Genomic DNA, 23,350 nt, shown 5'->3' with positions numbered 1-23,350 from the left:
GGTCCAAGACCGATCGGGGCTACACCGATACCGTCCAGGTATTGATGCGGGGTACTGTGCCGTCATGGAGACCCGGGAACTGCGGTATTTCGTCGCCGTCGCTGAGGAACTGCACTTCGGGCGCGCCGCGCAGCGGCTCGGGATGGCGCAGCCGCCGCTGTCCCGGGCGATCCAGCAGCTCGAACGCCGCCTCGGGGCAACGCTGTTGGACCGGACCAGCCGCACCGTCGCGCTGACCGAGGCCGGCTCGGTCCTGCTCACCGAGGGCCGGGCCGCCCTCGACGCCGTCGACGCCGCCGAGCGCCGCACCCGCCGCGCCGCGCTGTCCCCGACCGGCAGTCCCGGCCTGGTCCTGGTCACCAAGGCCAACGCGTCCAGTGAACTGCTCGCCGAACTCCTCGCCGCGTACGCCGCCGCACCCGCGGCGGTCCCCGTCGACGTGATCCTGTGCGGCCCGGGCGAGCAGGCACGACTCCTGCGCGAGGGCCGGGCCGACGTCGCGCTGCTGCACCGCCCGTTCGACTCGGTCGCCGGCTTCCACACCGAAGAACTCCGCACGGAGGGCCAGGTGGTGATCCTGCCGGCCGGGCATCCGCTCACCGCCCGGACCGACGTGCGCATGGCCGAGATCAGCACGCTGCCGGGCTTGCCCCTGCCGCGCTGGCCCGCCCCCGACGGCAGCTACCCTCCCGGCCCCGGCCCACAAGTCCGCGACCACGCGCAGCTGTTGCAGCTCGTCGCGCTCGGCCGGGCCTGCGCGGTCTCACCGGAATCCTGCCGCGCCCAACTGCACGGCGACCTCGCCGCCGTGCCCGTCGTAGACGCGCCGCAGGTCACCACCGTGATCGCCTGGCCACCGCACAGCCGCTCCAGGGCCGTCGCCGACCTCGTCCGAACGGCGACACAGCTCCAGTAGTTCCGCCAGGGACCGCCGGACGACGTTCGCGAATCGTAAGGCCGAGTCGCGCCGACCCCGGCACGTGTGCCACCTAGGGTGACGGTGCCACCCCTGAGCAGTGAGACGAAGGCAAAAGACATGACGGAACATCAGTTGACGGAGCATCAGACACCGCAGGCGCCCCTCGGAGTGATCGGCGGCTCGGGCCTGTACGCGCTGCTGGACGACGTGACCGAGGTCAGCGTCGACACGCCCTACGGGCCGCCCAGCGACTCGCTCTTCCTCGGCGAGGTCGCCGGGCGCCGGGTCGCCTTCCTGCCCCGGCACGGCCGCGGGCACACGCTGGCGCCGCACCGGATCAACTACCGCGCCAACCTGTGGGCGCTGCGCTCCCTGGGCGTTCGCCAGGTGCTCGCGCCGTGTGCGGTCGGCGGCCTGCGCCCGGAGTACGGGCCGGGCACCCTGCTGGTGCCCGACCAGTTCGTCGACCGCACCTCGGACCGGCCGCAGACCTACTACGACGGCGTGCCGCTGCCCGGCGGGGAGGTGCCGGGGGTCGTGCACGTGTCGATGGCCGACCCGTACTGCCCCGCCGGGCGCCGCGCCGCGCTGGCGGCGGCGCGGGACACCGCCTGGGAGCCGGTGGACGGCGGCACCCTGGTGGTGATCGAGGGGCCGCGGTTCTCCACCCGCGCCGAGTCCCGCTGGTTCACCGCCTCCGGGTGGTCGGTGGTCGGCATGACCGGCCACCCGGAGGCCGTCCTCGCCCGCGAACTGGCCCTCTGCTACACCTCCTTGGCGCTGGTGACCGACCTGGACGCGGGTGTGGAGAGCGGCGCGGGCGTGACCCACACCGAGGTGCTGGAGGTCTTCGCGCGCAACGTGGACCGGCTGCGCACCGTCCTGTTCAAGGCCCTGGAGCAGCTGCCGGTCACTCGCGACTGCCCTTGCGGCCACGCGCTGGACGGCCTGACGACGGGGTTTGCGGGCCTGCCCGGCGACTGACTCCGCCCCGGGCACCGCGCCACCGCCGGGCCAGCGCGACGATCAGCGCGAGCCCGGCGGTGGCCGCCAGGACCAGCACCAGGTTCCGCAGGTAGGGCAGGGGCAGCACGGTCCGGTTGACCCGCGGCATGCCGGCGCGCAGCACCGCGGGCAGGCCGACGGCGGTGACGGCGGCCGCGACGATCAGCCACCAGCGCAGCACCGGTCCGCGCACCGCGCAGGCACCCACCAGGCAGACCAGCGGCAGCCACCACCCGTCGTGCACCACCAGCGCCCCGCCCGCCCAGACCAGCACACTCACCGGATCGGTGATGTAGGGGTCGGTGAGGAACCCGTACCCGCCGTACCCCAGGACGCCGAGTCCGGCCACCAGCAGGGCGGCGCGCAGCAGCCGGGCCATCACAGCACCTCCAGTCGGGCGACCCATTTGGTCTGCAGCACCCCGGGGCGGTTCGGCGCGATGATCCGTGCCGGGAAGCCGTGGTCGGCGTCCAGCACCTCGCCGTTGACCCGCAGCGCGAGCAGGGTCAGCGGATCGGCCGCGTACGGGGCGGGCATCTCCATGACCCGGTAGGGCCCGTCCGCCTCCAGGGAGGTGACCCGCACGGCGGCGCCGGGCGGTGCGCCCGCCCGGGCCAGCAGGTCGGAGACCCGGACGCCCGACCAGCGCGCCGTCGCGCTCCAGCCCTCCACGCAGGCGATCGGCAACTCGACTTCGTGCTGCGGGAGTTCCCTCAGCTGATCGAGGGTCAGCCGGTACGGCCGGGGGCCGTCCACCAGCAGCTGCCAACCCGGCGGGACGGTGCCGGTGCCGGCCTGCTCGGCGGTGCGGTTGACCGGCAGGTGCTGCGGGCCGAGGTCGGGGCGGCGCGGCGCCAGCAGGTCCAGCGGGCGCAGCCAGGGCACGCTCTGCCCGGCCGTGGTGAGGGTGACCACGCCGACCGCGGAGGCGACCGCGCCCAGGAAGGCCCGGCGCTGCGCCAATCCCGGTGCGACGCGCCACCAGTGACGGACGATCAGCGGGGCCTTGACCGCCACGTGCACCAGCAGGCCGCCGGTGGCCAGCCAGCCGAGCCAGAAGTGGGTCTGCCGGAACGGGAACGGCCACGGGTACCACTGGAGGGTGTTCAACAGCCCGGTGAACAGCTCCAGCAGCGTCGCCGCGACCAGCACGGCGATGCCGAGCCGTTCCAGCGCGTGCAGCACGCCGCGCACCGGCGGCCACTCGAAGAGCCGCGGGTAGACCGTCCAGAGCTTGGCGCCGACGAGCGGGATCGCCGCGATGCCGCTGATCACGTGCAGGCCCTGGGTGACCTGGTACCCGTGGACCGGCCGGCTGGGCAGCCGGCCGGCCAGCCAGGACGGCGGGTCCTGCAGCAGGTGGCTGCACAGGCCCGTCAGGAAGCAGGTCAGCAGCGCCGCGCCGAGCCACCGGCCGAGCACGACCGCGGTGCGCGGCTCGTGCAGCGGGGAGCGGAACGCGCCCTCGCGGAACGGGCCGACCCGCGGCGGAGCCGGCAGGCGCGGCAGCGGCGGAAGGTGGGGCGGGAGCGGGAGGCGGAAGCGGGAACGGCGACGGGCGCCGGGAGTTCGGGATCGCACCTCTCCATCGAAGCGCCTGCGGGCCGCCGGGAGGCGCAGCGAACCCTTACGGAATCCGAACGGCACGGCCGCCCTGCGGTGGACGGCCGACGCCCGGTGGCAGGGTGGGCGCGTGCTCACCCGAACCGTCCTGCCCTGTGTCCTCACCCTGCTGGCCCTGCTCGGCCTGCTGGCCGCGCTGGCCGGCACCCTCACCGGCGGCCCGCGGCTCGCCCACGGCCTGCCGCTGTGCGACTGGTACGCCCTGGACACCGCGCTGTTCGCCCTCGCCGTCCTGCTGCTGCGCCGGGTGCCGGCCAGGCTCACCGTCCCGCTGGTCCTGGCGGGCAGCGTCGCCGTCGCCGCCGTGGGCCTGCTCACCCCGCCGCGCACCAGCGACGACGCCTACCGCTACGTCTGGGACGGCCGGGTCCAGGCGGCCGGCATCTCGCCGTACCGCTACTCCCCCGAGGACCCGGCGCTGGCCCGGCTGCGCGATCCGGGCCTCTTCCCGACCGGGACGGCCGGGACGGCGTGCACGGAGTGGGACGAGCGCCGGACGGCCGACGGCGCCTGCACCCGGATCAACCGCCCCGCCGTGCACACCATCTACCCGCCCGTCGCCGAGGCGTGGTTCCTCGCCGTGCACCCCCTCGGCCGGGGCGTGCGCGGGGTGCAGGCCGCCGGGGCGCTGCTGGCGGTGGCCACCACGGGGGCGCTGCTGCTGGTCGGGCGCAGGCGGTGGCGGGCGGCGCTGTGGGGCTGGTTCCCGGGGATCGCCGTGTGGTCGGTGAACGACGCCCATGTCGACACCCTCGGTGCGCTGTTGATGGTCGCGGGCCTCGGCTGCGCGGTCCGGCGGCGGGCCGCTGTGGGTGGCGCGCTGCTCGGCGCGGCCGTCTCCACGAAGCTGCTGCCGGCCCTGGCCCTGCCGGGCGCACTGTCCGGTGTGCTCGCAGGGTTCCCACGGCGCCACCCGAGCGGGAGTGAACTCCGGCGGGCCGCTGCGCTGTTGGGGTCGGCGGTGGCGGCCTTCGCGCTCGCCTACCTGCCGTACGTGGCGCTGTCCGGCGCCGGGGTGGTGGGCTACCTGCCCGGCTACCTGCGGGAGGAGGGCTACGACCAGGCCCACGTCGAGCGGTTCGGACTGCTGCGGATGGTGCTGCCCGACCGGCTCGCGCCCTGGGGGGCGGCGCTGGTGCTGGGTGCCGTCGTGCTGCGGGTGCTCCGCGGCGGCGATCCGGACCGGCCGTGGGGCGGGGCGCTGCTGGTCACCGGCACTGCGCTGCTGGTGGTCGCGCCGAGCTACCCGTGGTACGGGCTGCTGGTGGTGGCGCTGGTCGCGCTCGACGGGCGCTGGGAGTGGCTCGCCGTGCCGGCGGCCGGCCAGGTGCTGTACCTGCTGGGCGGCGACGAGGTCCAACAGGACGCCTACGGCGCGGCCTTGGGCTTCGTCCTGGCGGGCGCGCTGGTGCGCTGGTGCTTCGCAGGACTGGCCGCCAGCCGTAGGAACCAGCGGGACGAGCAGCAGGAGCGGGAGGACCGGCCGGCAGTGCTGACCTGAGCGCGGGGGCCGGGCTAACCCCGGCCCCCGCGCCCGGGGCGTCACCGCGGGCGGAACGCCTTGCGCAGGGCGAGGAAACACCGGCCGTGCGAGGTCCACCGCTCCGACTCGGCGAGTCCGGCCGCCCGGGCCCGCCGGGCGGCGGCGTCCGCGCCCAGGCGGGCCCAGGTGAACGGCGGCCCGAGCCTGCCGTCCGGCCCCTCGACCCGCACCGTGCAGCGCTCGTCGGTGTCCTGCGGCTCCACCTCGACCAGCAACACCCCGTCTGAGGCCAGGAGTTCGGCTCCACGCCGGAGCAGTGCGGCCGGATCGCCGCCGATGCCCAGGTTCCCGTCCGCCAGCAGCGCGCCGCCCCAGCGGCCCTCGGCGGGCAGCCGGTCGAACACCGAGCGGGACAGCGCCGGGCCGCCGAGCCGGCGGGTGCGCGCGACGGCCGCGCCGGTGACGTCGACGCCGAGCGCGGGCACGCCGAGTTCGAGCAGCGCGGCCACCAGCCGCCCTGGGCCGCAGCCGAGGTCGAGCACCGGCGCGGCCAGCCGGGTGCAGCGTTGCAGCAGGCCGAGGTCCGCACCCGCGGCGGGCGCGCACCAGCGCTCGACGTCGAGCCGGATCCGCCCGCCGTCGCCGCGCCGCAGCCAGAGCGGGCCGCGCCCGGTGCGGACCGCCTCGGCGAACGGGTCGTCGACCCAGGCGGCGGTGCGGGTCACCCCGTCACCTCCGGGGTCAGCGCGATCGAGCGCAGACGGGCGGCGAACCGGCTGCCCGGCGCGGCGGCCGCGACCTCGTGGGCGTCCCGAACGGTGTCCACATCGGTGAGCTGCGGCAGTTGACTGACCGTCAGACCCTGTTCGGCCAGCCGGCCGAGCAGCGCGGTGCCGGTGCCGGGGTCCGACATCGGGACGCCCAGCAGCAGCCGGGCGGCCAGCCGCTCCGTCGGCCTGGCCAGGCCGAGCGCCCAGAAGCCGCCGTCGGCCGCCGGCCCGTACCAGGCGTCCACCCCGGCCCGGTGGGCCGCGGCGAGCGGCTCGGCCAGCGCCTGTGCGGTCAGCTGCGGGGTGTCCATCCCGACCAGCAGGGCAGGGGCGTCGGGCGCCAGCCGGGCGGCGTGCGCGAAGGCCGCCGCGAGGCGTTCGTCCAGCCCGCCGCCGGCCTGCGGCACCACCTGCCAGCCGGGCGGCAGCCAGCTGCCCGGTGCACCGTCCAGCACCAGCAGTCGGCGCCCGGCGGGCACGGCGGACAGCGTCTCCAAGGTGTCGGTCAGCGCGGCCTCGGCCAGCGCGGCGGCCTGCTCGGGCGTGCAGGGCGGGGTCAGCCGGGTCTTCACCCGGCCCGGCACCGGCGCCTTGGCGATCACCAGCAGGGTCGGCGGCGGGGCGGCGAGCACCGCGCGCATGTCGCGCACGGCCTGGCGGGTGCCGCGCACGGTGCCGGTCACCTTGGAGCGGCCGGAGCGCGGGAGGTAGTCGACCGGCGTCTCGGTGATCCGCATCCCCGCCGCCGAGGCGGCGAGCACCATCTCCAGCGGGTAGCCCGAGCGCCGGTCGCCCAGCCCCAGCGCGAGCAGCCGCTCACGGCGCGCGGCCCGCATCGGCCCGAGGTCGTGCAACGGCGCCCCGGTCCGGGCCCGCAGCCGCCGGGCCAGCACCGCATTGGCCAGACGGGCGTGCGCCGGCCAGGCACCCACCGAGACGGGACGGCGGCGCCCGAGCACGAGGTCCGCCGTGCCCCCGGTCACCGGCCCGGTCACCCTGGGGAGTTGGGCGGGGTCGAGCGAGCCGTCGCAGTCCAGGAAGCACACCAGGTCGGCGGTCGCCGCCAGCAGCCCCGCGTGGCAGGCCGCGCCGAAGCCCCGCCGGGGCTCCTCGACGACGGTCGCCCCCAGCGAGCGGGCGAGCTCCGCGGAGCCGTCCCGGGAGCCGTTGTCCACGACGATCGCCCGCCAACCCGCGGGGATCCGGCCGAGCACCCACGGCAGCGCCGACGCTTCGTCAAGGCAAGGCAGCACCACGTCGACAGACGGGGAGAAGAGTGAGGTCACGCTCGTCACGCTAACGGCAGCGCGGCCGCCGGAAGGCGCAGCGGCACCTTACGAAAGTCCTACGTGTCGTCCTCCGGATACCGCTGGTCGCGCTGTGTCCGGCGGATCTTACGGAACTCGAACGCGGCCCGTGGCCGGTGCTGTTGGCGGTCCGCCTGCTCCTATCGTCGTCCGGGTGATGCACACCCCAACCACTGCGACGATGCGACCGAGCGACCGCGGTGCCCCGATCCGACGTCAGCAGCATGACGGCCAGCGCGCCCTTGCCCCAACGGCACGTCCGATCGGCGATGCCGCCGCCTCCGCGCTGCTGAGAGCGCGCACCGCGGAGCGCTCCCGCCAGGAGCTGATCGCCTGGATCCTGCGGGACCTGCACGGTCCGCTCGCGGAGGTCGGCACCGCGCTCCAGGACATGGCCGAACGCGGCGCCGGCACGGGCGCGGCGGAGCCGGCGGCCCAGCTGCGCCGGCTGAGCGCCGGGGTCGAGCGGCTGGGCTGGGTGCTGGCCGATCTGCGGGAACTCCTGACTCCCCATGATCCGACTCTGCTGCCCAGTCAGATCTGACTGTTCGTCAACTACTTGAGCCTCAAACCCGAAGCGGCGCCCCGGCGAACTCCGCCATGCCCTCGCGGAAGGACACCCGGGGCCGCCAGTCCAACTCCGTGCGCAGCCGCGACGAGTCGGCGGTGATGTGCCGGACGTCGCCGAGCCGGTACTCGCCGGTCACCACGGGCGGCGGGCCGCCGTGGGCCGCCGCCAGTTCGGCGGCCATCTCGCCGACGGTGTGGACGGTGCCGCTGCCCACGTTGTACGCCCGCGCACTGCCGGGCGGCCGGGTGCCCAGCGCGTGCAGCGCGGCCAGGTTCGCCGCCGCCACGTCGTCGACGTGGACGAAGTCCCGGCGCTGCCCGCCGTCCTCGAAGACCCTGGGCGCCTCGCCCCGGGCCAGCGCCGAGCGGAACAGGGAGGCCACTCCGGCGTACGGGGTGTCGCGGGGCATCCCGGGGCCGTAGACGTTGTGGTACCGGAGCGTCACGACCGCCGCCCCGGCCGCCCGGGCCCAGGCGGCGGCCAGGTGCTCCTGGGCCAACTTGGTGGCCGCGTAGACGTTGCGGGGGTCGCCGGGTGCCTGCTCGTCCACCAGCCCCGGCTGCAGCGCGGCACCGCACCGCGGGCAGGGCGGTTCGAACTGCCCCGCGTCCAGGTCGGCGGCCCGGCGCGGGCCGGGAGCCACGTCCCCGTGCTCGGCGCACCGGTAGCAGCCCTCCCCGTAGACCACCATCGACCCGGCCAGCACCAGCCCCCGGACACCGGTGCGGTGCATCGCCGCGAGCAGGACGGACGTCCCCAGGTCGTTGCAGCCCACGTACTCGGGCGCGTCGTTCAAGTCGAGCCCCAGGCCCACCATCGCGGCCTGGTGGCACACCACGTCCACCCCCTTGAGCGCCTGCTCCACCGCCCCGGCGTCCCGCACGTCACCCCGCTGGAACGCGACCCCCTCCGGCAACTCCCCCGGCTCCCCCGAGGGATGGACCACCGGTAGCAGCGCGTCCAACACCCGCACCCCGTGCCCCGCCGCGACCAACGCCCGCACAACCGCCGAACCGATGAACCCGGCACCGCCGGTGACCAGAATCTCCATGCCGCGACGCTATCCCCGCGAGGTCGCCGAATACCCGGTACGACCACGCGCCGTCAGCGTTTCGTAAGCAGCGCCGAGTTGCTCGGCCTGCTGCCCGCCCGGTGCCGCCCGCGCGAGCGGGATCGGGACCGGGCGGGCCCTTTGAACCCTGCGCGTCAGCAGTCGCAGAAGACCGTCAGCCTGATGCTGGGCGGCGGGGGCGGGGAGTTGTCGTAGGGGGCGATCCAGGCGCCGATGCCGTTGTCGCCGTCCCCGACCACCGTCCACTCCCACCGCTGGTCGTTGCCGAGCGGAGTGCCGTCGCCGTTGGTGATGCTCCAGTCGGCCGGGTGCAGACCGTCGGGGCAGAGGGCGACCACGCCGCCCGGGGAGCCGGTGGCGGTCACCGTCTCGGGGAGGGTGCCGGCCTGGGCGGGGGCGGCCAGGGTGGCCGTGAGTGCCACGGCTGCCAGGCCCGCTCCGGCGAGTCGTCGAAGGCGCATGGGGATCCTCTCACTGGGTGGCCCCTCGGGTGGGGGCCGAGCGGTGGGATCCGTTGCCGCCGCGCCGCTCGCGCACACAAGTTCGTACACATTCCACTCTTCCGCCCGAGCGGCTCAGCCGAGCTCGCCGATCACCGTCTTCACCTTGCCGGCGAGCGCGGCCGGCAGCGGCACGTAGCCCTTGTCGGCGATGGCCTGCTGGGCGGTGTCCGAGGCGGTGTAGGTGAGGAAGGCCCGGAGCGCGGGCAGGGTGGCGGCCCGGTTGCCCTTGTCGCAGACGATCTCGTAGGTGACCAGCACGACGGGGTAGGCGTTCGGCGCCGTCGTCCCGTAGTCCAGGTGCAGCGCGAGGTCCTCGCCCGTTCCGACGACCGTCGAACTCTCCAGCGTGGTAGCTGCGTTGGTCGCGGTCGCGGGCACGGGGCGGGGGCCGCCGGTGGCGATGGCGGTGCTCTTCAGGTTGTTCTGCTGGGCGTAGGAGAGCTCGACGTAGCCGATCGAGTTCTTCACCGAGCGGATCTGCGCGGAGACGCCGGCGCTGCCGTTGGCGGACTGCCCGCCCTTGCCCTGCCAGCTCTTGTTGGGCGCCGAGGGCCAGGCGCCGCCGCCGCTCGCGGCGAAGTAGGAGCTGAGGTTGAAGGTGGTCCCGGAGTCGTCGGAGCGGTGGAAGCTGGTGATGCCGGCGGCGGGCAGGTCGGCGCCGGGATTGAGGGCCTTGATGGCGGGGTCGTTCCAGGCGGTGATCTGCGAGTCGAAGATCCTGGCCAGGGTCGGGCCGTCGAGCACCAGGTCGTCCACGCCGTCGAGGTTGTAGACGATCGAGACCAGCCCGGCCACCATCGGCAGGTCGATCGCCCGGCCGCCCGGGCAGGCGGCCTTGGAGCCGGCCACGTCGGAGGGCTTGAGCGCGAAGTCGGAGCCCGCGAAGGCGACCTTGCCCTGGTTGAACTGCTGGACGCCGGTGCCCGACCCGCCGCCGGCGTAGGTGACCAGGGTGCCGGTGCAGGTGGCGCCGTAGACGGTGCGCCACAGGTCCATGGCGGGCCCCTGGGCGGTGGAGCCGGCGGCCAGCAGCGGGGCCTGCTTGGGGGCGCAGCTGATGTCGGCGGACGGCGCGATGGTGCCGTTGTCGTCGGTGCCGCAGGCGGTGAGCAGGGCCGTGGCGGCGAGGGCAGGAGCGAGGGCGAGGGCGCCGGCCCGCCTGGTGCGCTGGGTCAAGGTGGGCCCTTCCTCACCGGGTACGTATCGGCCGCCGTGCCTGCCGTTCAGTCGTATACGCCGCCGGGCCCGCGCGCCGTGCTCCCACGCCGTCCGGCCACCCGAACGACGGACAGCGGCGTGCCGCCTGACGGGCGGTCGGCGGATGCTCCGTCAGGCTGGCCGGATGGATCGGACTGCCTGGCGCGGGGTCGGCGCGGAGCTGCTGGCGGGCCTGGTGACGGCGCTGTTCAGCGTGCCGGAGGGGATAGCGTACGCGGCGATGGCCGGATTCGAACCGGCTGCCGGGCTGTACGCGGGGGTGGTGCCGGCGGCGCTGGGCTCGCTGCTGTCGGCGACGCCGGTGCTGGTGACCACGCTGACCACGGCGGTGGCGCTGACCTCGCGCACCGCGCTGCAGCAGGCGCAGCTGACGGCGACTCCGGGGAACGTGGCGGCGCTGGCGCTGCTGGTCGGTGTGGCGATGGCGGTGTTGGCGCTGCTGCGGGTGGACGCGCTGCTGCGGCGGGTGCGGCCGGCGGCGCTGACCGGATTCTCGGCGGGGATCGCGGTGCAGATCGTCGCGGGCGCGCTGCCGGAGGCGACGGGCTACCACCCGCACCGGCACAACCCGGTGCTGCGGATCCTGCTCTGCGCGGCGCACCCGCACGGGTGGGAGCGGGCGCGGGCCGTCGCAGCGGTGGCGACGGTGCTGGTCTGGCTGGCCGTCTTCGCGGTGCGCCGGGTCCGGGCGCTGGCGGTGCCGGTGGCGTTGGCGGCGACCAGTGCCGGGGTGTGCTGGGCGCACCTGCCGGTGCCGTCGGCCGCCTCGCTCGGGCCGCTGCCCTCGGGGCTGCCGGCGCTGACCGTGCCGTGCTGGCCGGTGCTGCCCCGGCTGGCGTTGGGCGCCGCCGCGGTGGCGCTGGTCGCGCTGGCGCAGGCGGCCGGCGTCGCGGCGCCCGGGCAGCAAGCGCAGGTTCGGCGCCGGTGGGGTCACGACGTCTGGGCGCAGGCCGCGGCGAACCTGGCGGGCGCGTTCTGCCAGGCGATGCCGGCGGGCGGCTCGCTCTCCCGGACGGCGGTGGCGGTGGCGGCGGGCGGGCGCACCCGGTGGGCGGGCGTCTCCTCGGGGGTGGCGCTGGCGCTGCTGGTGGCGTTCGGCGGCCGGGCGGTGGCGGCGATCCCGCTGCCGGTGGTCGGCGCGCTGCTCGCGCTGGTGGGCGGCAAGCTGCTCGTCGGGCGGCGGGCGGCCGTCGGGCTGGCCTGGCGCGGTGGCGCCGTCGACCGCGCGCTGTTGCTCGGCACCCTCGCGCTCAGCACCGAAGTGCCGCTCACCTACGCTCTGTTGGCGGCGACGGGGGCCTCGCTCGCGCTGCGCCGCCGGCCGCTGGGCGCCCGCGCCGAAGCGGAACCTGACTTCCTGTGAGTTTCCTGTCAATCCCTGAAAGATTCCTGTCTACTTTCCGCCATTGTCATGTTCCACCCATGACATGTCCTGGTCGGACACCCTACGGTGAGCATCGCTCGGGCTGACCCGCCGTCAGCCGGAGCAACCCCCACGCACCACACGCTCTCCGCACGGATGCCCGCTGCACCCCCAAGGGCACCGTGCGGCGTGCCGGCCGCCCGACGGTGGCCGGCGACCCCCACAAGGAGCTTCATTCATGCGTTCCCGGATAGCCCTCGGTATCAGCAGCGCCATCGCGCTGTCGTCCTGCCTCGCCCTGGCGGGCGTCGCCACCGCGGCCACCCCCGACGCGCGGCCGGCCGGGCACCACGCCCACCACAAGCACTTCGCGACCGGCCTGGACCTGGCCGCGCTGAAGGCGCACTCCCACGCGATGCGCGCCAACTTCGCCACCCCGCAGACCCTCGCCGCGATGGCCCCGCTCCCCCGCGTGGGTGCCGCCCCGGCCAGCGCGGACCTGTCGCAGTACGCCCTCTCCCCCGGCGACCAGGGCCAGGTCGGCTCCTGCGTCACCTGGGCCACCGGCTACACCGGCTACGGCATCCTGATGAGCGAGCAGGGCATCAGCGGCGCGCCGATGGCCCCGATGTACATCTACTCGCAGATCGCCCAGGGCAACGACCAGGGCACCTACGCCAGCGTCGCGCTGCCGATGGAGCAGCAGCAGGGCATCGACACCCAGGCCGACTACTGGCAGGGCACCACCGACTTCACCACCCAGCCGGACGCCAACGAGACCGCCAACGCCGCCGGCTACAAGCTCTCGGGCTTCGCCGAGCTGCCCACCAGCGGCGACCAGGCCCGCGCGGCCATCGAGGACGCCATCTCCCAGGGCGAGCCGGTGCCGTTCGGCTTCTCGGTCCAGCAGAGCTTCATGGACCTCAACTCCCAGACGGCGTCGGACTACAGCTACATGCCCGGCGACACCAGCAGCGACCCGGTGGTCGGCGGGCACGAGATCACCATCGTGGGCTACAACGACCAGGGCGTGACCATCGAGAACAGCTGGGGCACCAGCAACTGGGGCAACGGCGGCTTCGCCAACCTCCCGTGGAGCTTCTTCAACGCGGGTGTGGTCGACGAGGTCCACGCCATGGGCAAGCTGGCGACCAACTGAGCCACCGCGCCACCTGATCCACCAGATCCGCTGATCAGCTGATCGCACCGACCGGCTCCGCTGCCCCCAACAGCGGGGCCGGTCCCGTGCGTGCACCGTCCGCCGGGTGGACGCTGGAAGGAGAGCACCGGCCGCCGAACGGAGTCCGCCATGACCACCCGCGCCCCCGCCCGCACCAAGCGCTGGACCCTGCGACTGGACCTCCTCGAAGACGGCGACGACACCCGGGCGCACGCCGTGCTCGACACCGGCGAGACCCACCTGGAGTGCCGCACCCTCGCCCACCGCAGCCCGCAGGACCCGCCGGTCGCCGGGATCGGCGACGACTACGCGGCCGGCCGCGCCCTGATCGAGCTCGGCCACCGGCTGCTGCGCTCCGGCACCACCGGCACCACCGGCGCCGCCGCCAACGACGCCGCGCTGCGCGAGTGAGCTGATCCGCCCTCAGAACCACCCGCTTAGGACAGCTCCGGTCCGAGCCGCTCGGGTCCGGGCCCGACCACCCGCCCGAGCACCGCGCCCGCGTACACCGTGAACCCGACGCCGACCAGCCAGGACTGCACCACCAGCACGGTGCCCACCGCGCCGTAGGAGAGCGCGTTGGAGACGATCAGCGGCGCGAACACCAGCTGGGAGAAGACCCGCAGCCCGGCCAGCGCCGCCATGGTGGCCACCGATCCGGGGAGCAGCGCCCGCCACCGCACCCGCTTGAAGAGCAGCAGCCGCGGCAGCCACCAGAACAGGGCCAACCCGCCCAGCACGGTGGCGCAGATCCGCAGGTAGGGCTGGACGGTGTGGGGCCAGGGCAGCCCGCTCCAGGCGGCGACCAGGATGTACCCGACCAGTCCGGCCAGCCCCAGCACCTGCCGCCAGGCGGCGTGCCAGGGGGCCGGCCGCAGGTGCCAGATCCGCTCCATCGCGCGCTGCATCGAGGCCATCAGCGAGACGCCGAAGACGGCGAGCGCGGCCAGGCCGAACCCGGTGGTGGTGGTCAGCACCTGTCGGCGCGAGACGAACAGCTCGCGCACCGGCCGTGAGGCCCGGCTGGACAGCCCCAGTGCGTCGGTGATCCAGTCGGCGACCCCGTCGCCGTGGATGGGCGAGGCCGCCGCGATCACCACCAGCAGCGGCACCAGGGTCACGAAGCAGAGCGCGGCGAACGCCATGGAGCGCTCCAGCAGCTCCACCTGCCGGCCGAGCCGCCAGGTGTCGAAGGCGGTCCGGCGCACCAGCCGCCGCCACTCGTCGGCCGAGGCACGCAGCCCGGCCGGCCCCTCGCCGCTCCTGGCCATCGCGCCGCCTCCCGAGCCCACTGTCACACACCCGCGGGCGCGGGCGAGCGCCGCCACGCCCACCGCAGGTCCCGCGCACCCGGACGCCGCGTCAGTCGGCGCTCCCGGCAGCAGCACCAGCACCGGCCCGCGCACCGGCCCGCGCGAAGTGCAGCTCCGGGTCGACGACGCTGTCGGCGCGCAGCAGCTTCACGTCCGCGTGGTAGTCCATCGAGGTCAGCCACGGCATCCGGTCGCCCTGGCGGGGCAGCCGGTCGACGGCGCGCTGGACGTAGCCTGCGGCGAAGTCCAGGAACGGCCGGGTCGGCATCGCCGGATCGGCCGGCTCGGGGCGGCAGATGTCGTGGCCGTGGGTGTCCATGTGGGCCAGCAGGCGGCAGAAGTGCTCGCAGAGCAGGCCGACCTTCAGCGTCCAGGAGCTGTTGGTGTAGCCGATCGAGAAGGCCAGGTTGGGGACCCCGGAGAGCATCATGCCCTTGTAGGCGATGGTGTCGGACAGGCGCACCGGCGCGCCGTCGACGGTGACCTCCAGTCCGCCGAACGCCCGCACGTCCAGGCCGGTCGCGGTGACGATGAGGTCGGCCTGGAGCTCGCGGCCGGACTCCAGCCGGACGCCGTCCTCGGTGAAGGTCGCGATCCGGTCGGTGACGACGGAGGCCCGCCCGGCCCGGATGGCCTTGAACAGGTCGCCGTCGGGCACGGCGCACAGGCGCTGGTCCCACGGGTCGTAGGGCGGGTTGAAGTGCTCGTCGACCGGGTAGCCGGCGGGCAGCTGCCTGGCGTTGACCCAGCGGATCAGCCGGCGGGCGGCCTTCGGGTACCGCTGGCACAGGGTCCAGAGCAGGCGCTGCTGGGCGATGTTCTTGCGCCGGGCCAGCGCGTAGCCGCGGTCCGGTCCGAGCCACTTGCCCAGGGCGTTGGCGATCGCGTCCTTCTTGGGGACGGGCAGGATGTAGGTCGGGGTGCGCTGAAGCATCGTCACGTGCGCGGCCGTGTCGGCCATCGCGGGCACCAGGGTGACCCCGGTGGCGCCGCTGCCGATCACCAGCACCCGCTTGCCGGCGTGGTCCAGGTCCGCGGGCCAGTGCTGCGGGTGCACGATGGTGCCGCGGAAGCGCTCCCGGCCCTCGAAGTGCGGGGTGAACCCCTGGTCGTAGCGGAAGTAGCCGCTGGCGCAGAACAGCCAGGCGCAGGTCAGCGTCGTCCGCTCGCCGGTGTCGGTGCGCTCGACCCGCACCGTCCAGCGTGCACGCTCGCTCGACCAGGCGGCGGCGAGCACCCGGTGGTGGTAGCGGATGCGGCTGTCCAGGCCGTTCTCGGTCGCGGTCTCGCGCAGGTACTTCAGGATCCGCGGCGCGGAGGCGATGGACTCCTCGTCGCGCCACGGCTTGAACTCGTAGCCGAAGGTGTGCAGGTCCGAGTCGGAGCGGATGCCCGGGTAGCGGAACAGGTCCCAGGTGCCGCCCAGGGCGTCGCGCGCCTCCAGGATCGCGAAGGTCTTCGCCGGCAGTTCGGTGCTCAGGTAGCGGCCGGCCCCGAGGCCGGAGATCCCGGCGCCGATGATCAGGACGTCCAGGTGCTCGACTTCCCCGGGCGCGGTGGCGGGGCACTCGCCTTGTGTCGGGGTACTGGTCATGTCGCTCCTCGGTGCTGGCGCCGCGGTGGTCGGCCCGCACCAGTATCGTTCCCCCGCGCCGCACGCGGCAGTGCCCGGCCCGACTACCGGGCCGGGCGGTTCCGCGTCGGGTCAGGAGGTGGCGCCCTCCGCCTTCCGGACCAGTTCGATCACCGGACCGAACGCCTCCATGAACGGGCGCTGCACGGTGAACGAGGTGAACCCGTAGCGCTCGCGGTGGCGCAGGACCTGGTCGGCGATCTCCTCCACCGTGCCGATCAGGATGAACGGGCTCTCCAGCGCCTGCTCCGCCGTCAGGAACGGCTCTTCGGCCGCCACCGCCTCCGCCTCGGCCTGCCGGTCGTCCGTGACCCGGACGTCCAGCACGAAGACGTCGTGCTCGATCGCCGGCAGCCGGTCGCCGGCCGCCGCGCGGAACAGCCCCACCCGCTCGTCGGCGTGCTCGGCGGGAATGATGCCGAGCGTCCCGGCCGGCTGGCCCGGGACCTGCACCCAGCCGCTGAAGCTGACGGTGTCGGCCCGTTCGGCGGCGAGCCGCAGCAGCCGGTCGCTGGTGCCGCCGAGCAGCAGCGGCGGCCTGGTCAGGTCGGTCTCCAGCGCGAAGAGCCGGTCCAACTCGTCCAGGGTCGCCGCCAGCCGGTCCAACCGCTGCCGGAAGGGCGCGAACGGGATGCCGGCGCCGTCGAACTCCGACTTCACCACGCCCGCGCCGATGCCGAGTTCGACCCGGCCCTCGGTCAGCCGGGAGAGCGTGGCCACCTCGCGGGCCAGGATCGAGGCGTTCCAGAATCCGTTGTTGAGCACGTAGGTGCCCAGCCGCAGCCGCGGACCGGCGTTGCCGGCGGCCAGCAGGGCGAGGAAGGGCGAGCTGCGGTTGACGCCGAGGTGGTCGACCGTCACCGCCCTGTCGTAGCCGTACGTCTCGGCAGTGCGGACCGTCTCGGCCAGCGCGGCGGGCGTGAGGTGGTTGCCGAGCGAGAAACCGAACCTGAAGCTGCGCATGTCCCTGTGTACTCCTGATACTTCGACCGACCGCCGTGCAGGCGCCGGTGAACCCCCGGGAAAAGCCCCCGCCAACACGTCGGTGAACCAACCGGGGCCCAGGTCAGCCGAGTTGTGCGGAATCGGCGGGTCCGGTCGTGACGAGATGACGACGGCTCATGGAATCTAGGATGCAGGATCACGTACGTCAACACGCGTTCGACTGCGGAATCTGCTCCAACTCCGTTCCGTGGAGCTACCATTGACAGCTTGACGGCGAACACGCCGGACACGGCGGACACGCCGGACACGGCCACGGGTCGTGCGGCTCAGAAGATGCCCCGGAACGCCAGCAGGCACGCGAGCCCCGCTGTGAAGGCCCACATGAACCTCGGGAGCCGCATGACGCCCGCGATCCCCGCGTGGAGCAGCAGGGCACAGCCCGCCCAGACCAGCAGCACCTGATGGCCGATCAGCACGGCCACCGGAGCAACGACTTCCACCAGCATGACGGACCACGCGACCGCCCGAGCCAGCTGCGGGTACTCCAGCAGCGGCCAGGCCGGTAGCCGTGCGCCGTAGTGCCGGGAGTTGACGATCAGCGCCACCTGACGGCCGCTTCGCCACGCGGCCACCGCGAGCTTGGCCACGCCGCTGCGCAGGTACGCGGTGCACACCTTGACCGCGAGGCAGCCGAGCAGCAGGTCGCGGATCCACGGTGCGGTGAGGTGCGTCCAGCAGCCCAACGGCACGAGCACGGTCGCGAGCATGATGTCCGCGCCGTCACCGGCGGCCTCCAGGGCGACGGTGAAGCGCAGCAGGAGCAGACAGGCCAGCAGTCCGCCGCCGGCCAGACAGTCTTCCGGGCGGACGGCGAAGTCCAAGCCCAGCAGGGCGGTCAACAGGGCCAGCGCCCGGTACCGGCGGACCGCCCCCGGCGCGGTGAAGTACCGGGGTCGCACCTGCCAGGACGCGATCCTCGGGAGGGCGGCGGCGAGCTCCAGCCCGGTGAGTGCCGTCGCGATGCCGGCCAGCCGTGCCGCCACGTCGAGCTGATCCACCGTCACGGGCACCACCGGGTGACCTCGGAGACGAAGACCGTTCGCGGTCCGGTCGCGGCCCAGAAACCGTGCGACACGTCGATCCCGAACTGGAACGACTCCGGCGGCGGGCCCGATCCGGTGATGCCGGGATCGTGGTCGATGGCGTACCTGACGCCCGCCAGGAGCCTCCGGTAGCAGGTGCTCCGCCGGACCTCCTCCGGCGGCAGCGCCCGTGCGACCTGCACCAGCCTGATGCCGAGGATCCGGGTGGGCCCGATCACCCGCCACTGCGGCCAGGCGATCACCGACCACCACCGCCACGGCCGACGGGTGAGGTACATCCTCCGGCTGGTGCGGCCCTCGGAACTGACGACCACCCAGAGGTCCAGGTCGAAGACTCCACGCGGCTGGGCGAACAGCTCCCAGGTGGGGATGAACGAGAGCAGCGAGTACTTCTTTCCGGGCCGGGCCGTCAGCCGGCGCCGAAGCGGGCCGATCGAGGCCGCCAGCACCAGGACGGTGTAGATCAGGTAGCCCGCCGCGACCAGCGCGAAGAGCCCGCGCAGGAGCATCACCGCGCCGTTCAGGCCGGGTCCGCGGGGCGGACCCTGGCGAGCAGGCCGACCGCCGCGCCCACCATGGACGCCTTTCCCGTCGCACGCATCCTGCCGGTGCGCAGCGCCGTCCCGATGTTCAGGTGCTCCGCCACGATGTTCCGCAGCGTCCCCAGGTCGGTGAGCACCCGGCAGGCCGACGGGCAGACGGCGTGGCACACGCCCAGGCTCCCCGTCGCGAGGTCGAGGCTCCAACAGGCCGGCACGTCCTCCACGACGAACAGCACCCGGCTCGCGGCGGCATCGTCGGCGTGATCGCAGAGCGTGATCGGAACCCCGGGCCCGAGGAGCGAGCGCAGCACCTCGCGCTGGCGGTCCACCGAGGATGCCTGTGCCACGGCGGCCCGCAGCTGCGGCACCACCTCCGTGTTCCACTCCGGCCCGACGGGCGGATGGCCGAGCCGTTCGAGGGAGCGGTTCATCCGCCCCAGCAGCTCGGCCGGGACGGACGAGACGGGAACGCCCCGGCCCGTGCCGATGCTCCGGCTGTGCACGCCGCTGGTGAAGGCGATCTTGTGGTCTCCGCCGCCGAGGTCGTGGGGCGCCTCGAAGGCCGCCTCCGCGAGGCCTGGTGCGGGGCGGACGTCGAGGAAGCCGGCGAGCTTCCCCATGGTCGTCTCGGTGTCCTGCACCAAGTCCTCGTACCGGAGGCTGATCACGTTGCCGGGGCTCGACCCGGCGAACGCGAGCAGTTCCTCCGTGTAGTCGCACCAGTAAGTGACCATCGCGGCGACCAGGTTGTCCGGGCTGTTCCGCACGTACTTCTCGAAGCCGTAGGCCCAGAAGCCCCAGGTTCCCGCCTCCAGGGCGGAGACGACGAAGTCGAGAGCGTGCCGGTGCAGGCAGACGAACCTGGCGTCGGGGAAGACCGCCGAGAGCAGCGAGGTCGTCCACACGTTGTCCAACGCCTTGTCGCACCAGCGGTTCTTCCCCAACTGCCTGGCGTACGACTCCATCGGGGTCGCCAGGGCGCGACGGATCTCCTCGATCGCGGCTTCGGGAAGCTCGCCGACCGAGGCCGCGCCGGTGGTGGTCCGCCAGGTGCGGACCAGGGAGCGGCAGGTGACGGCGAGTTCGGTCTCCGGCGGGCAGGCGATCTCCTCGTACGTGTCGATCAGGATGCGCAGCAGGGTGGACCCGAACCGGGCACCGGTCAGCAGGAAGGTCGGACGGTCCATGCGTGCCGAGGTGCTCACGAGCGCTCTCCGTTCGATCCGGCCTGCGGAACCTCCAGGGTCAGTACGTTCGGCAGCCGGCCGGGGAACGCGGCGCGGAGCAGTGCGTACCCCACGCCCGCGAATCCCGGCAGGAGCCCCGGGTTCGGCACGGTGGACAGCTCCTGCACCACCCGGCGGCTGGTCAGGACCTCGGTGGCCATCGCGCCGTGGCGCCGGCGGATCGCCTCCGCCCGGCCCGCGTCCCCGGCGCCGGCCAGCAGGAATTCGAGCGTGCCCGTCTCGCCGTGGCACAGGCCGAGATCACCGGTCGCCACGGGCCGGTGCTCCAGGACGCTGCGGGCGAGCGCGATCTCGTCCGCGAAGAGCCCGTCGTGCAGCGTCGCGGGGATCGCCAGCCGGGCCAGGCCGATGCCGCCCGCGCCGCGGCACCAGCCCTCCGTCTTGGTCGCCTGCCAGCTGTCCGATGGCCCGCCGAGCGCGTCGTGCCAGCCGCGCTCGTCCCAGTAGCACTGGGAGCGTTCGGCGCTGAGCACCACCTCACAGGCCTTCTCGTACCCCTGGCCCTCGAACAGCAGTGATCCCCAGGAGAAGGCGAGCGCCGGGCCGGACAGGCCGTGGGCCATGCCGGCCTGCACCGTCTCGTTCTCGAAGACCTCCGTCAGTTGCTGTTCGGTGGCGGAGAAGGCCTGCTCCGCGGCCCTGGCGAAGGCGTCGTCCCCCAGTGCCAGCGCCAACCGGGTCGCCACCAGGGCGACTCCTGACGTGCCGTTGATCAGGTCCCAGTGCGAGGTCCGCCGGATTCCCGGGGTCAGCGCCCGGCAGAGCTCCGCCGACCAGGCGAGCAGGCGTTCGTCACCTCGGCCCAGTCCCAGGCAGGCGGCCGCGTAGACGCTGCCCCACAGCCCCTCGTAGACACCGAGCGCGCCGTAGCGGTCCAGGTCTTCGAGGGTGTTCCGGCCGATCAGGAGCTCCGCCTCGTCCTGCATCGCCCGCACGGCCGTCCGACTGGTCTCTTCGGCGCCACCGGTCAGGAGGTGGAGGTATCCCGTGAACAGGGCGATCCCCGCCGTCCCGTCGTACAGCCCCGGCAGCGCCTGGTGCAGGCTCCTGCTCTCGGGATCGACCGGGCGGCTGGACAGCCACCACGACCGGTTGCCGGTGCGCAGGGTCGACCGCCCGAGGAGGGCGCCGATGGCGGCTGCCGCCGCCGTCAGGTGATCGTCCGTCAGGTTCGAGTCGGTCCGGGGCTGCGCGCCCGCGGCGTTCCCGCCGGTGCGCGGGACGTCCTCGCCCTCGCGGGGCAGCGTCGCCAGCGAGGCCCTGATGAGCCTCACCTGAACGTCCTTGTCCCGCTCCGAGAGGCCCAGCACCCTGGCTCGCACGAGATCCCGGCCGGTCACCGAGAAGATGCCGGTCAGCGCGCGGTCGGCCATCAGCAGGTCGTGGCCGCGGACCAGGTGCGCGAAGGTCGGGACGTAGCCGTGGAGGGCGGCGAGGCGCTCGTAGCGGAATATCTCGGCGGTCGGTCCGAAGGCGGAGCCGCGGGTCGACCAGAGGGCGTTGAGGATCTCCTCGCGGTGCAGGGCGCACCGGGGGGACTCCCGGATCAGGCGTCGCACCACCGTGCCGTAGGCCCAGGTCGGTTTGAGCAGCAGGCGGGTCCGGCACTCGTCGAATGCCGCCAGCGGGCCATCCGCCGCCGACAGCGTCTCGCGCTCCCGCACGAAGAGGTCGTAGGCCGAGGTGAAGCCGGCGATGAGGTCCTCCGGGTGGGCCGCCACGGAGATCGTTTTGCCGGCGAGCGCCGGGAGGTGCCACAAGTCGGTCGTCAGGTCGTCGGCGGGATCGACCGGCGCATTCGCCTCCACGAACACCCGGGACACGGGTCGATGGCGCGGACCCACGGCGCCCAGGGCGGAGATGTCGAAGGGCCTGCCGTCCTTCGACCGGCGCAGATTCGGCAGGAGGCCGGTCTGGAGCACGGTGCGGACGGGTGTTTCGAGTTGCCCGTCGGGGTCTTCCGAGGTGGCTTCGAATGCCGTTCCGAACATGCATTCCGGATCCACCAGAATCGGCACGGTGCCGTCGCACACGACATTCTCGTAATGCAGGTCGTTCACCCGCAGGAGAAAGGAGAGTGCCAGCAGGCCGCCCATCCGCCGGTAGTATTCTCGGACCTGCGCCGCCGAATCGGATTCACGCCAGGAAACATGGATCTGCCAGCCGTAGGAACCACGGGCCAAGGTGATGGGAACTCGTGGGAAGGTGCCCGGCAGCGCCGCGTCCAGGCGTTCCAGGAGACCGGCCAGGGCGACATCGAGCTGGAGTCCGTGGGGCTTGTACACCACCCGGGCCGACCCGTCCGGGCCGCTGAACTCCAGGATCGTGACCGCGCCGTTCTCGTGCAGGTCGCCGGCCAGCTCCACACCGCTCAGCACCAGGTGCCGGCGCCCCGTCAGGTCGCGCAGCCGCGCCAGGTCCCCGTCGAGTCGCCGCAGCAGCAGGTCGAACCCCGCCAGTTGCCGGGCCACATGGTTCTCGATCACGCCGAGGGCGGTCGCGTGGTCGGTCCCGGGCCGGTTGCCCGATCCGTCCACGATGCCGAGGAACCGCTCCCTCGACAGCTTCTCCATCTCCTGACCGAGGCTCGCCATGAAGGATTCCGCGATCCCGGCCGGATCCGGTTCCAGGTCGGGATCGGCTGCCGATCCGGCGAACCGGCGGACCATCCCCGTCACCAGCTCGAATGCCGCATCGATGACGGCGGCCGCCGGCCTGAGCGACTCGGCGAGCCGGTCGGCGTTCGCGGACCACCGGGCCGGGGCGCCCGAACCGCTGGTGCGCAGCGAGCGGATCGCCTCGCGGAACGCCTCGAACTCGATCTCGACCCCGGGCGCGGCCTCCGGTTCGGCGGTGATCAGGCTCAGCCGCCGGTCCAGCTCTTCGGTGGGCATCCGCGCGAACGGCGGCCGGCCGCCCCAGCGCCGCGCGACCAGTTCGCGGAACGCCTCGATGTTCCGTTCGTCCTCCGGGCGGCTGCACCGGGAGCCGTCGCACAGTGGCGCCGCCTGCGAGTCGCCGCTTCGATCGTCCGTCGCGTCACCGTCCCGCGATGGCCGCGGGAGCGCTCGCTCGTTCGACACCACTGTCCCCCTTGTGATCCTCGGCAGCGCTCTGCACGGTCTGCCTCCCGCCGAAAGGGCGGGAGGCAGACCGTCAGGCGACTAGAAAACGGCGGCCTGATCCTGCTCAGCTGGTACAGCCGTTGGTCGACGAGCAGATCGCCGGGAGCGTGTTGAAGGTGCACGCCCACGTTCCGCTGTCGAGGCTGTCGGGACCGGCGACGCCAGTGGCGATCGCATCGAGGTAGCTCTGGTCCGCGCCCGCACCGCCCGCAGGATTGCGCGGCAGCCTTGTGCCCACTTCCTGCCCGAGAGCCGCACGCTTCTCCCAGGCTTTCGCCATGTTTTCGACCAGCATATCTTTCACCCCCTCCTCTATTGCCAGTCACTTTGGCCATGCTGACACGGCGGATAGGGAATGGCAAGAGTCGCTTACGCTTTTCGAATGCGAATGGATTCGCCGCGTCTCGACTCTATTGACCTGCCTGGTA

22 protein-coding genes and 1 pseudogene are annotated in these 23,350 nt (G+C 73.6%); 7 read left to right on the top strand and 16 right to left on the bottom strand.

The window, feature by feature from the left end:
- The first annotated feature begins 64 nt into the window (after positions 1–64).
- Positions 65–916 (top strand): LysR family transcriptional regulator, encoded by an 852-nt coding sequence (locus FHX73_RS29955; protein WP_145909015.1) that lies wholly within the window; start codon positions 65–67, stop codon positions 914–916.
- A 120-nt stretch (positions 917–1,036) separates the two neighbouring features.
- Positions 1,037–1,903: an S-methyl-5'-thioadenosine phosphorylase gene (locus FHX73_RS29950; protein WP_145909014.1), complete on the top strand. Its 867-nt coding sequence runs from the start codon at positions 1,037–1,039 to the stop codon at positions 1,901–1,903.
- Here the strand turns inward: FHX73_RS29950 and FHX73_RS29945 are convergent.
- Positions 1,830–2,303 carry a hypothetical protein gene (locus FHX73_RS29945; RefSeq protein WP_145909013.1) on the bottom strand — a complete coding sequence of 158 codons (474 nt, stop codon included), beginning with the start codon at positions 2,301–2,303 and terminating at the stop codon, positions 1,830–1,832. The genes FHX73_RS29950 and FHX73_RS29945 overlap by 74 nt on opposite strands.
- Complete coding sequence (locus FHX73_RS29940; protein WP_145909198.1) at positions 2,303–3,433, bottom strand: molybdopterin-dependent oxidoreductase; 1,131 nt, start codon at positions 3,431–3,433, stop codon at positions 2,303–2,305. The genes FHX73_RS29945 and FHX73_RS29940 overlap by 1 nt, the downstream gene beginning before the upstream one ends.
- A 184-nt stretch (positions 3,434–3,617) precedes the next feature.
- On the opposite strand from FHX73_RS29940, the gene FHX73_RS29935 reads away from it, so the two are divergent.
- Positions 3,618–5,048: a glycosyltransferase family 87 protein gene (locus FHX73_RS29935; protein ID WP_170305136.1), complete on the top strand. Its 1,431-nt coding sequence runs from the start codon at positions 3,618–3,620 to the stop codon at positions 5,046–5,048.
- 41 nt (positions 5,049–5,089) lie between these two features.
- Here FHX73_RS29935 and FHX73_RS29930 read toward each other — a convergent pair whose 3' ends face one another.
- The 3 genes and pseudogenes from FHX73_RS29930 to FHX73_RS45700 form a co-directional block, all read right to left on the bottom strand.
- The gene (locus FHX73_RS29930) at positions 5,090–5,755 is read right to left on the bottom strand and encodes a class I SAM-dependent methyltransferase (protein ID WP_145909012.1); all 666 of its coding nucleotides are present in this window, start codon (positions 5,753–5,755) and stop codon (positions 5,090–5,092) included.
- On the bottom strand, positions 5,752–6,207 hold the full coding sequence (locus FHX73_RS45705; protein ID WP_425461459.1) for a DUF2064 domain-containing protein: 456 nt from the start codon (positions 6,205–6,207) through the stop codon (positions 5,752–5,754). Before FHX73_RS45705 ends, FHX73_RS29930 begins: the two co-directional genes overlap by 4 nt.
- Positions 6,208–6,381: 174 nt before the next feature.
- Positions 6,382–7,095 (bottom strand): annotated as a pseudogene (locus tag FHX73_RS45700) (glycosyltransferase family 2 protein); the annotation flags it as partial.
- A 193-nt stretch (positions 7,096–7,288) separates the two neighbouring features.
- Here FHX73_RS45700 and FHX73_RS29920 point away from each other — a divergent pair.
- Complete coding sequence (locus FHX73_RS29920; RefSeq protein ID WP_145909011.1) at positions 7,289–7,651, top strand: hypothetical protein; 363 nt, start codon at positions 7,289–7,291, stop codon at positions 7,649–7,651.
- A gap of 22 nt (positions 7,652–7,673) precedes the next feature.
- Here FHX73_RS29920 and FHX73_RS29915 read toward each other — a convergent pair whose 3' ends face one another.
- From FHX73_RS29915 to pstS, 3 genes are all read right to left on the bottom strand, one after another.
- Positions 7,674–8,729, bottom strand: a complete 1,056-nt coding sequence (locus FHX73_RS29915) for an NAD-dependent epimerase/dehydratase family protein (protein WP_145909010.1) — start codon at positions 8,727–8,729, stop codon at positions 7,674–7,676.
- 155 nt (positions 8,730–8,884) lie between these two features.
- A complete protein-coding gene (locus FHX73_RS29910; RefSeq protein WP_145909009.1) occupies positions 8,885–9,211 on the bottom strand; it encodes a hypothetical protein in 327 nt (108 codons plus the stop codon).
- Between the two features lie 114 nt (positions 9,212–9,325).
- Positions 9,326–10,429, bottom strand: a complete 1,104-nt coding sequence (pstS, locus tag FHX73_RS29905; protein WP_145909008.1) for a phosphate ABC transporter substrate-binding protein PstS — start codon at positions 10,427–10,429, stop codon at positions 9,326–9,328.
- A 166-nt stretch (positions 10,430–10,595) separates the two neighbouring features.
- Between pstS and FHX73_RS29900 the strand changes: the two genes are divergently transcribed.
- From FHX73_RS29900 to FHX73_RS29890, 3 genes are all read left to right on the top strand, one after another.
- Positions 10,596–11,834 carry a SulP family inorganic anion transporter gene (locus FHX73_RS29900; protein ID WP_170305134.1) on the top strand — a complete coding sequence of 413 codons (1,239 nt, stop codon included), beginning with the start codon at positions 10,596–10,598 and terminating at the stop codon, positions 11,832–11,834.
- Between the two features lie 238 nt (positions 11,835–12,072).
- Positions 12,073–12,993, top strand: a complete 921-nt coding sequence (locus FHX73_RS29895) for a C1 family peptidase (protein ID WP_145909006.1) — start codon at positions 12,073–12,075, stop codon at positions 12,991–12,993.
- Positions 12,994–13,143: 150 nt separating this feature from the next.
- The gene (locus FHX73_RS29890) at positions 13,144–13,425 is read left to right on the top strand and encodes a dsRBD fold-containing protein (protein ID WP_145909005.1); all 282 of its coding nucleotides are present in this window, start codon (positions 13,144–13,146) and stop codon (positions 13,423–13,425) included.
- A gap of 26 nt (positions 13,426–13,451) precedes the next feature.
- Here FHX73_RS29890 and FHX73_RS29885 read toward each other — a convergent pair whose 3' ends face one another.
- The 8 genes from FHX73_RS29885 to FHX73_RS29850 form a co-directional block, all read right to left on the bottom strand.
- Positions 13,452–14,285 carry a YhjD/YihY/BrkB family envelope integrity protein gene (locus tag FHX73_RS29885; protein WP_145909004.1) on the bottom strand — a complete coding sequence of 278 codons (834 nt, stop codon included), beginning with the start codon at positions 14,283–14,285 and terminating at the stop codon, positions 13,452–13,454.
- A 91-nt stretch (positions 14,286–14,376) separates the two neighbouring features.
- Positions 14,377–15,921 carry a flavin-containing monooxygenase gene (locus FHX73_RS29880; RefSeq protein WP_145909003.1) on the bottom strand — a complete coding sequence of 515 codons (1,545 nt, stop codon included), beginning with the start codon at positions 15,919–15,921 and terminating at the stop codon, positions 14,377–14,379.
- Between the two features lie 111 nt (positions 15,922–16,032).
- On the bottom strand, positions 16,033–16,923 hold the full coding sequence (locus tag FHX73_RS29875; protein ID WP_145909002.1) for a TIGR03621 family F420-dependent LLM class oxidoreductase: 891 nt from the start codon (positions 16,921–16,923) through the stop codon (positions 16,033–16,035).
- Positions 16,924–17,231: 308 nt separating this feature from the next.
- The gene (locus FHX73_RS29870; protein WP_145909001.1) at positions 17,232–17,969 is read right to left on the bottom strand and encodes a hypothetical protein; all 738 of its coding nucleotides are present in this window, start codon (positions 17,967–17,969) and stop codon (positions 17,232–17,234) included.
- Complete coding sequence (locus FHX73_RS29865; RefSeq protein ID WP_145909000.1) at positions 17,966–18,517, bottom strand: hypothetical protein; 552 nt, start codon at positions 18,515–18,517, stop codon at positions 17,966–17,968. Before FHX73_RS29865 ends, FHX73_RS29870 begins: the two co-directional genes overlap by 4 nt.
- An 11-nt stretch (positions 18,518–18,528) precedes the next feature.
- Entirely contained in the window at positions 18,529–19,755 is a 1,227-nt protein-coding gene (locus tag FHX73_RS29860) for a sulfotransferase family protein (RefSeq protein WP_145908999.1), read from the bottom strand.
- Positions 19,752–22,880, bottom strand: coding sequence for a type 2 lanthipeptide synthetase LanM family protein (locus FHX73_RS29855; RefSeq protein ID WP_145908998.1), 3,129 nt, complete (start codon positions 22,878–22,880; stop codon positions 19,752–19,754). The genes FHX73_RS29860 and FHX73_RS29855 overlap by 4 nt, the downstream gene beginning before the upstream one ends.
- A gap of 106 nt (positions 22,881–22,986) precedes the next feature.
- Positions 22,987–23,217 carry a hypothetical protein gene (locus tag FHX73_RS29850; RefSeq protein ID WP_145908997.1) on the bottom strand — a complete coding sequence of 77 codons (231 nt, stop codon included), beginning with the start codon at positions 23,215–23,217 and terminating at the stop codon, positions 22,987–22,989.
- Positions 23,218–23,350: the final 133 nt, after the last annotated feature.

Source organism: Kitasatospora viridis (assembly GCF_007829815.1).
Lineage (GTDB): Bacteria > Actinomycetota > Actinomycetes > Streptomycetales > Streptomycetaceae > Kitasatospora > Kitasatospora viridis.
This window is presented reverse-complemented; position numbering and strand designations above follow the sequence as displayed.

What these genes read in the sequence shown, in the direction of transcription:
- FHX73_RS29955 (WP_145909015.1), top strand. Translation starts at nt 65, where the DNA reads ATGGAGACCCGGGAACTGCGGTATTTCGTCGCCGTCGCTGAGGAACTG.
- FHX73_RS29950 (WP_145909014.1), top strand. Translation starts at nt 1,037, where the DNA reads ATGACGGAACATCAGTTGACGGAGCATCAGACACCGCAGGCGCCCCTC.
- FHX73_RS29945 (WP_145909013.1), bottom strand. Translation starts at nt 2,303, where the DNA reads ATGGCCCGGCTGCTGCGCGCCGCCCTGCTGGTGGCCGGACTCGGCGTC.
- FHX73_RS29920 (WP_145909011.1), top strand. Translation starts at nt 7,289, where the DNA reads ATGCGACCGAGCGACCGCGGTGCCCCGATCCGACGTCAGCAGCATGAC.
- FHX73_RS29915 (WP_145909010.1), bottom strand. Translation starts at nt 8,729, where the DNA reads ATGGAGATTCTGGTCACCGGCGGTGCCGGGTTCATCGGTTCGGCGGTT.
- FHX73_RS29910 (WP_145909009.1), bottom strand. Translation starts at nt 9,211, where the DNA reads ATGCGCCTTCGACGACTCGCCGGAGCGGGCCTGGCAGCCGTGGCACTC.
- FHX73_RS29900 (WP_170305134.1), top strand. Translation starts at nt 10,596, where the DNA reads ATGGATCGGACTGCCTGGCGCGGGGTCGGCGCGGAGCTGCTGGCGGGC.
- FHX73_RS29895 (WP_145909006.1), top strand. Translation starts at nt 12,073, where the DNA reads ATGCGTTCCCGGATAGCCCTCGGTATCAGCAGCGCCATCGCGCTGTCG.
- FHX73_RS29890 (WP_145909005.1), top strand. Translation starts at nt 13,144, where the DNA reads ATGACCACCCGCGCCCCCGCCCGCACCAAGCGCTGGACCCTGCGACTG.
- FHX73_RS29885 (WP_145909004.1), bottom strand. Translation starts at nt 14,285, where the DNA reads ATGGCCAGGAGCGGCGAGGGGCCGGCCGGGCTGCGTGCCTCGGCCGAC.
- FHX73_RS29880 (WP_145909003.1), bottom strand. Translation starts at nt 15,921, where the DNA reads ATGACCAGTACCCCGACACAAGGCGAGTGCCCCGCCACCGCGCCCGGG.
- FHX73_RS29875 (WP_145909002.1), bottom strand. Translation starts at nt 16,923, where the DNA reads ATGCGCAGCTTCAGGTTCGGTTTCTCGCTCGGCAACCACCTCACGCCC.
- FHX73_RS29865 (WP_145909000.1), bottom strand. Translation starts at nt 18,517, where the DNA reads ATGCTCCTGCGCGGGCTCTTCGCGCTGGTCGCGGCGGGCTACCTGATC.
- FHX73_RS29850 (WP_145908997.1), bottom strand. Translation starts at nt 23,217, where the DNA reads ATGCTGGTCGAAAACATGGCGAAAGCCTGGGAGAAGCGTGCGGCTCTC.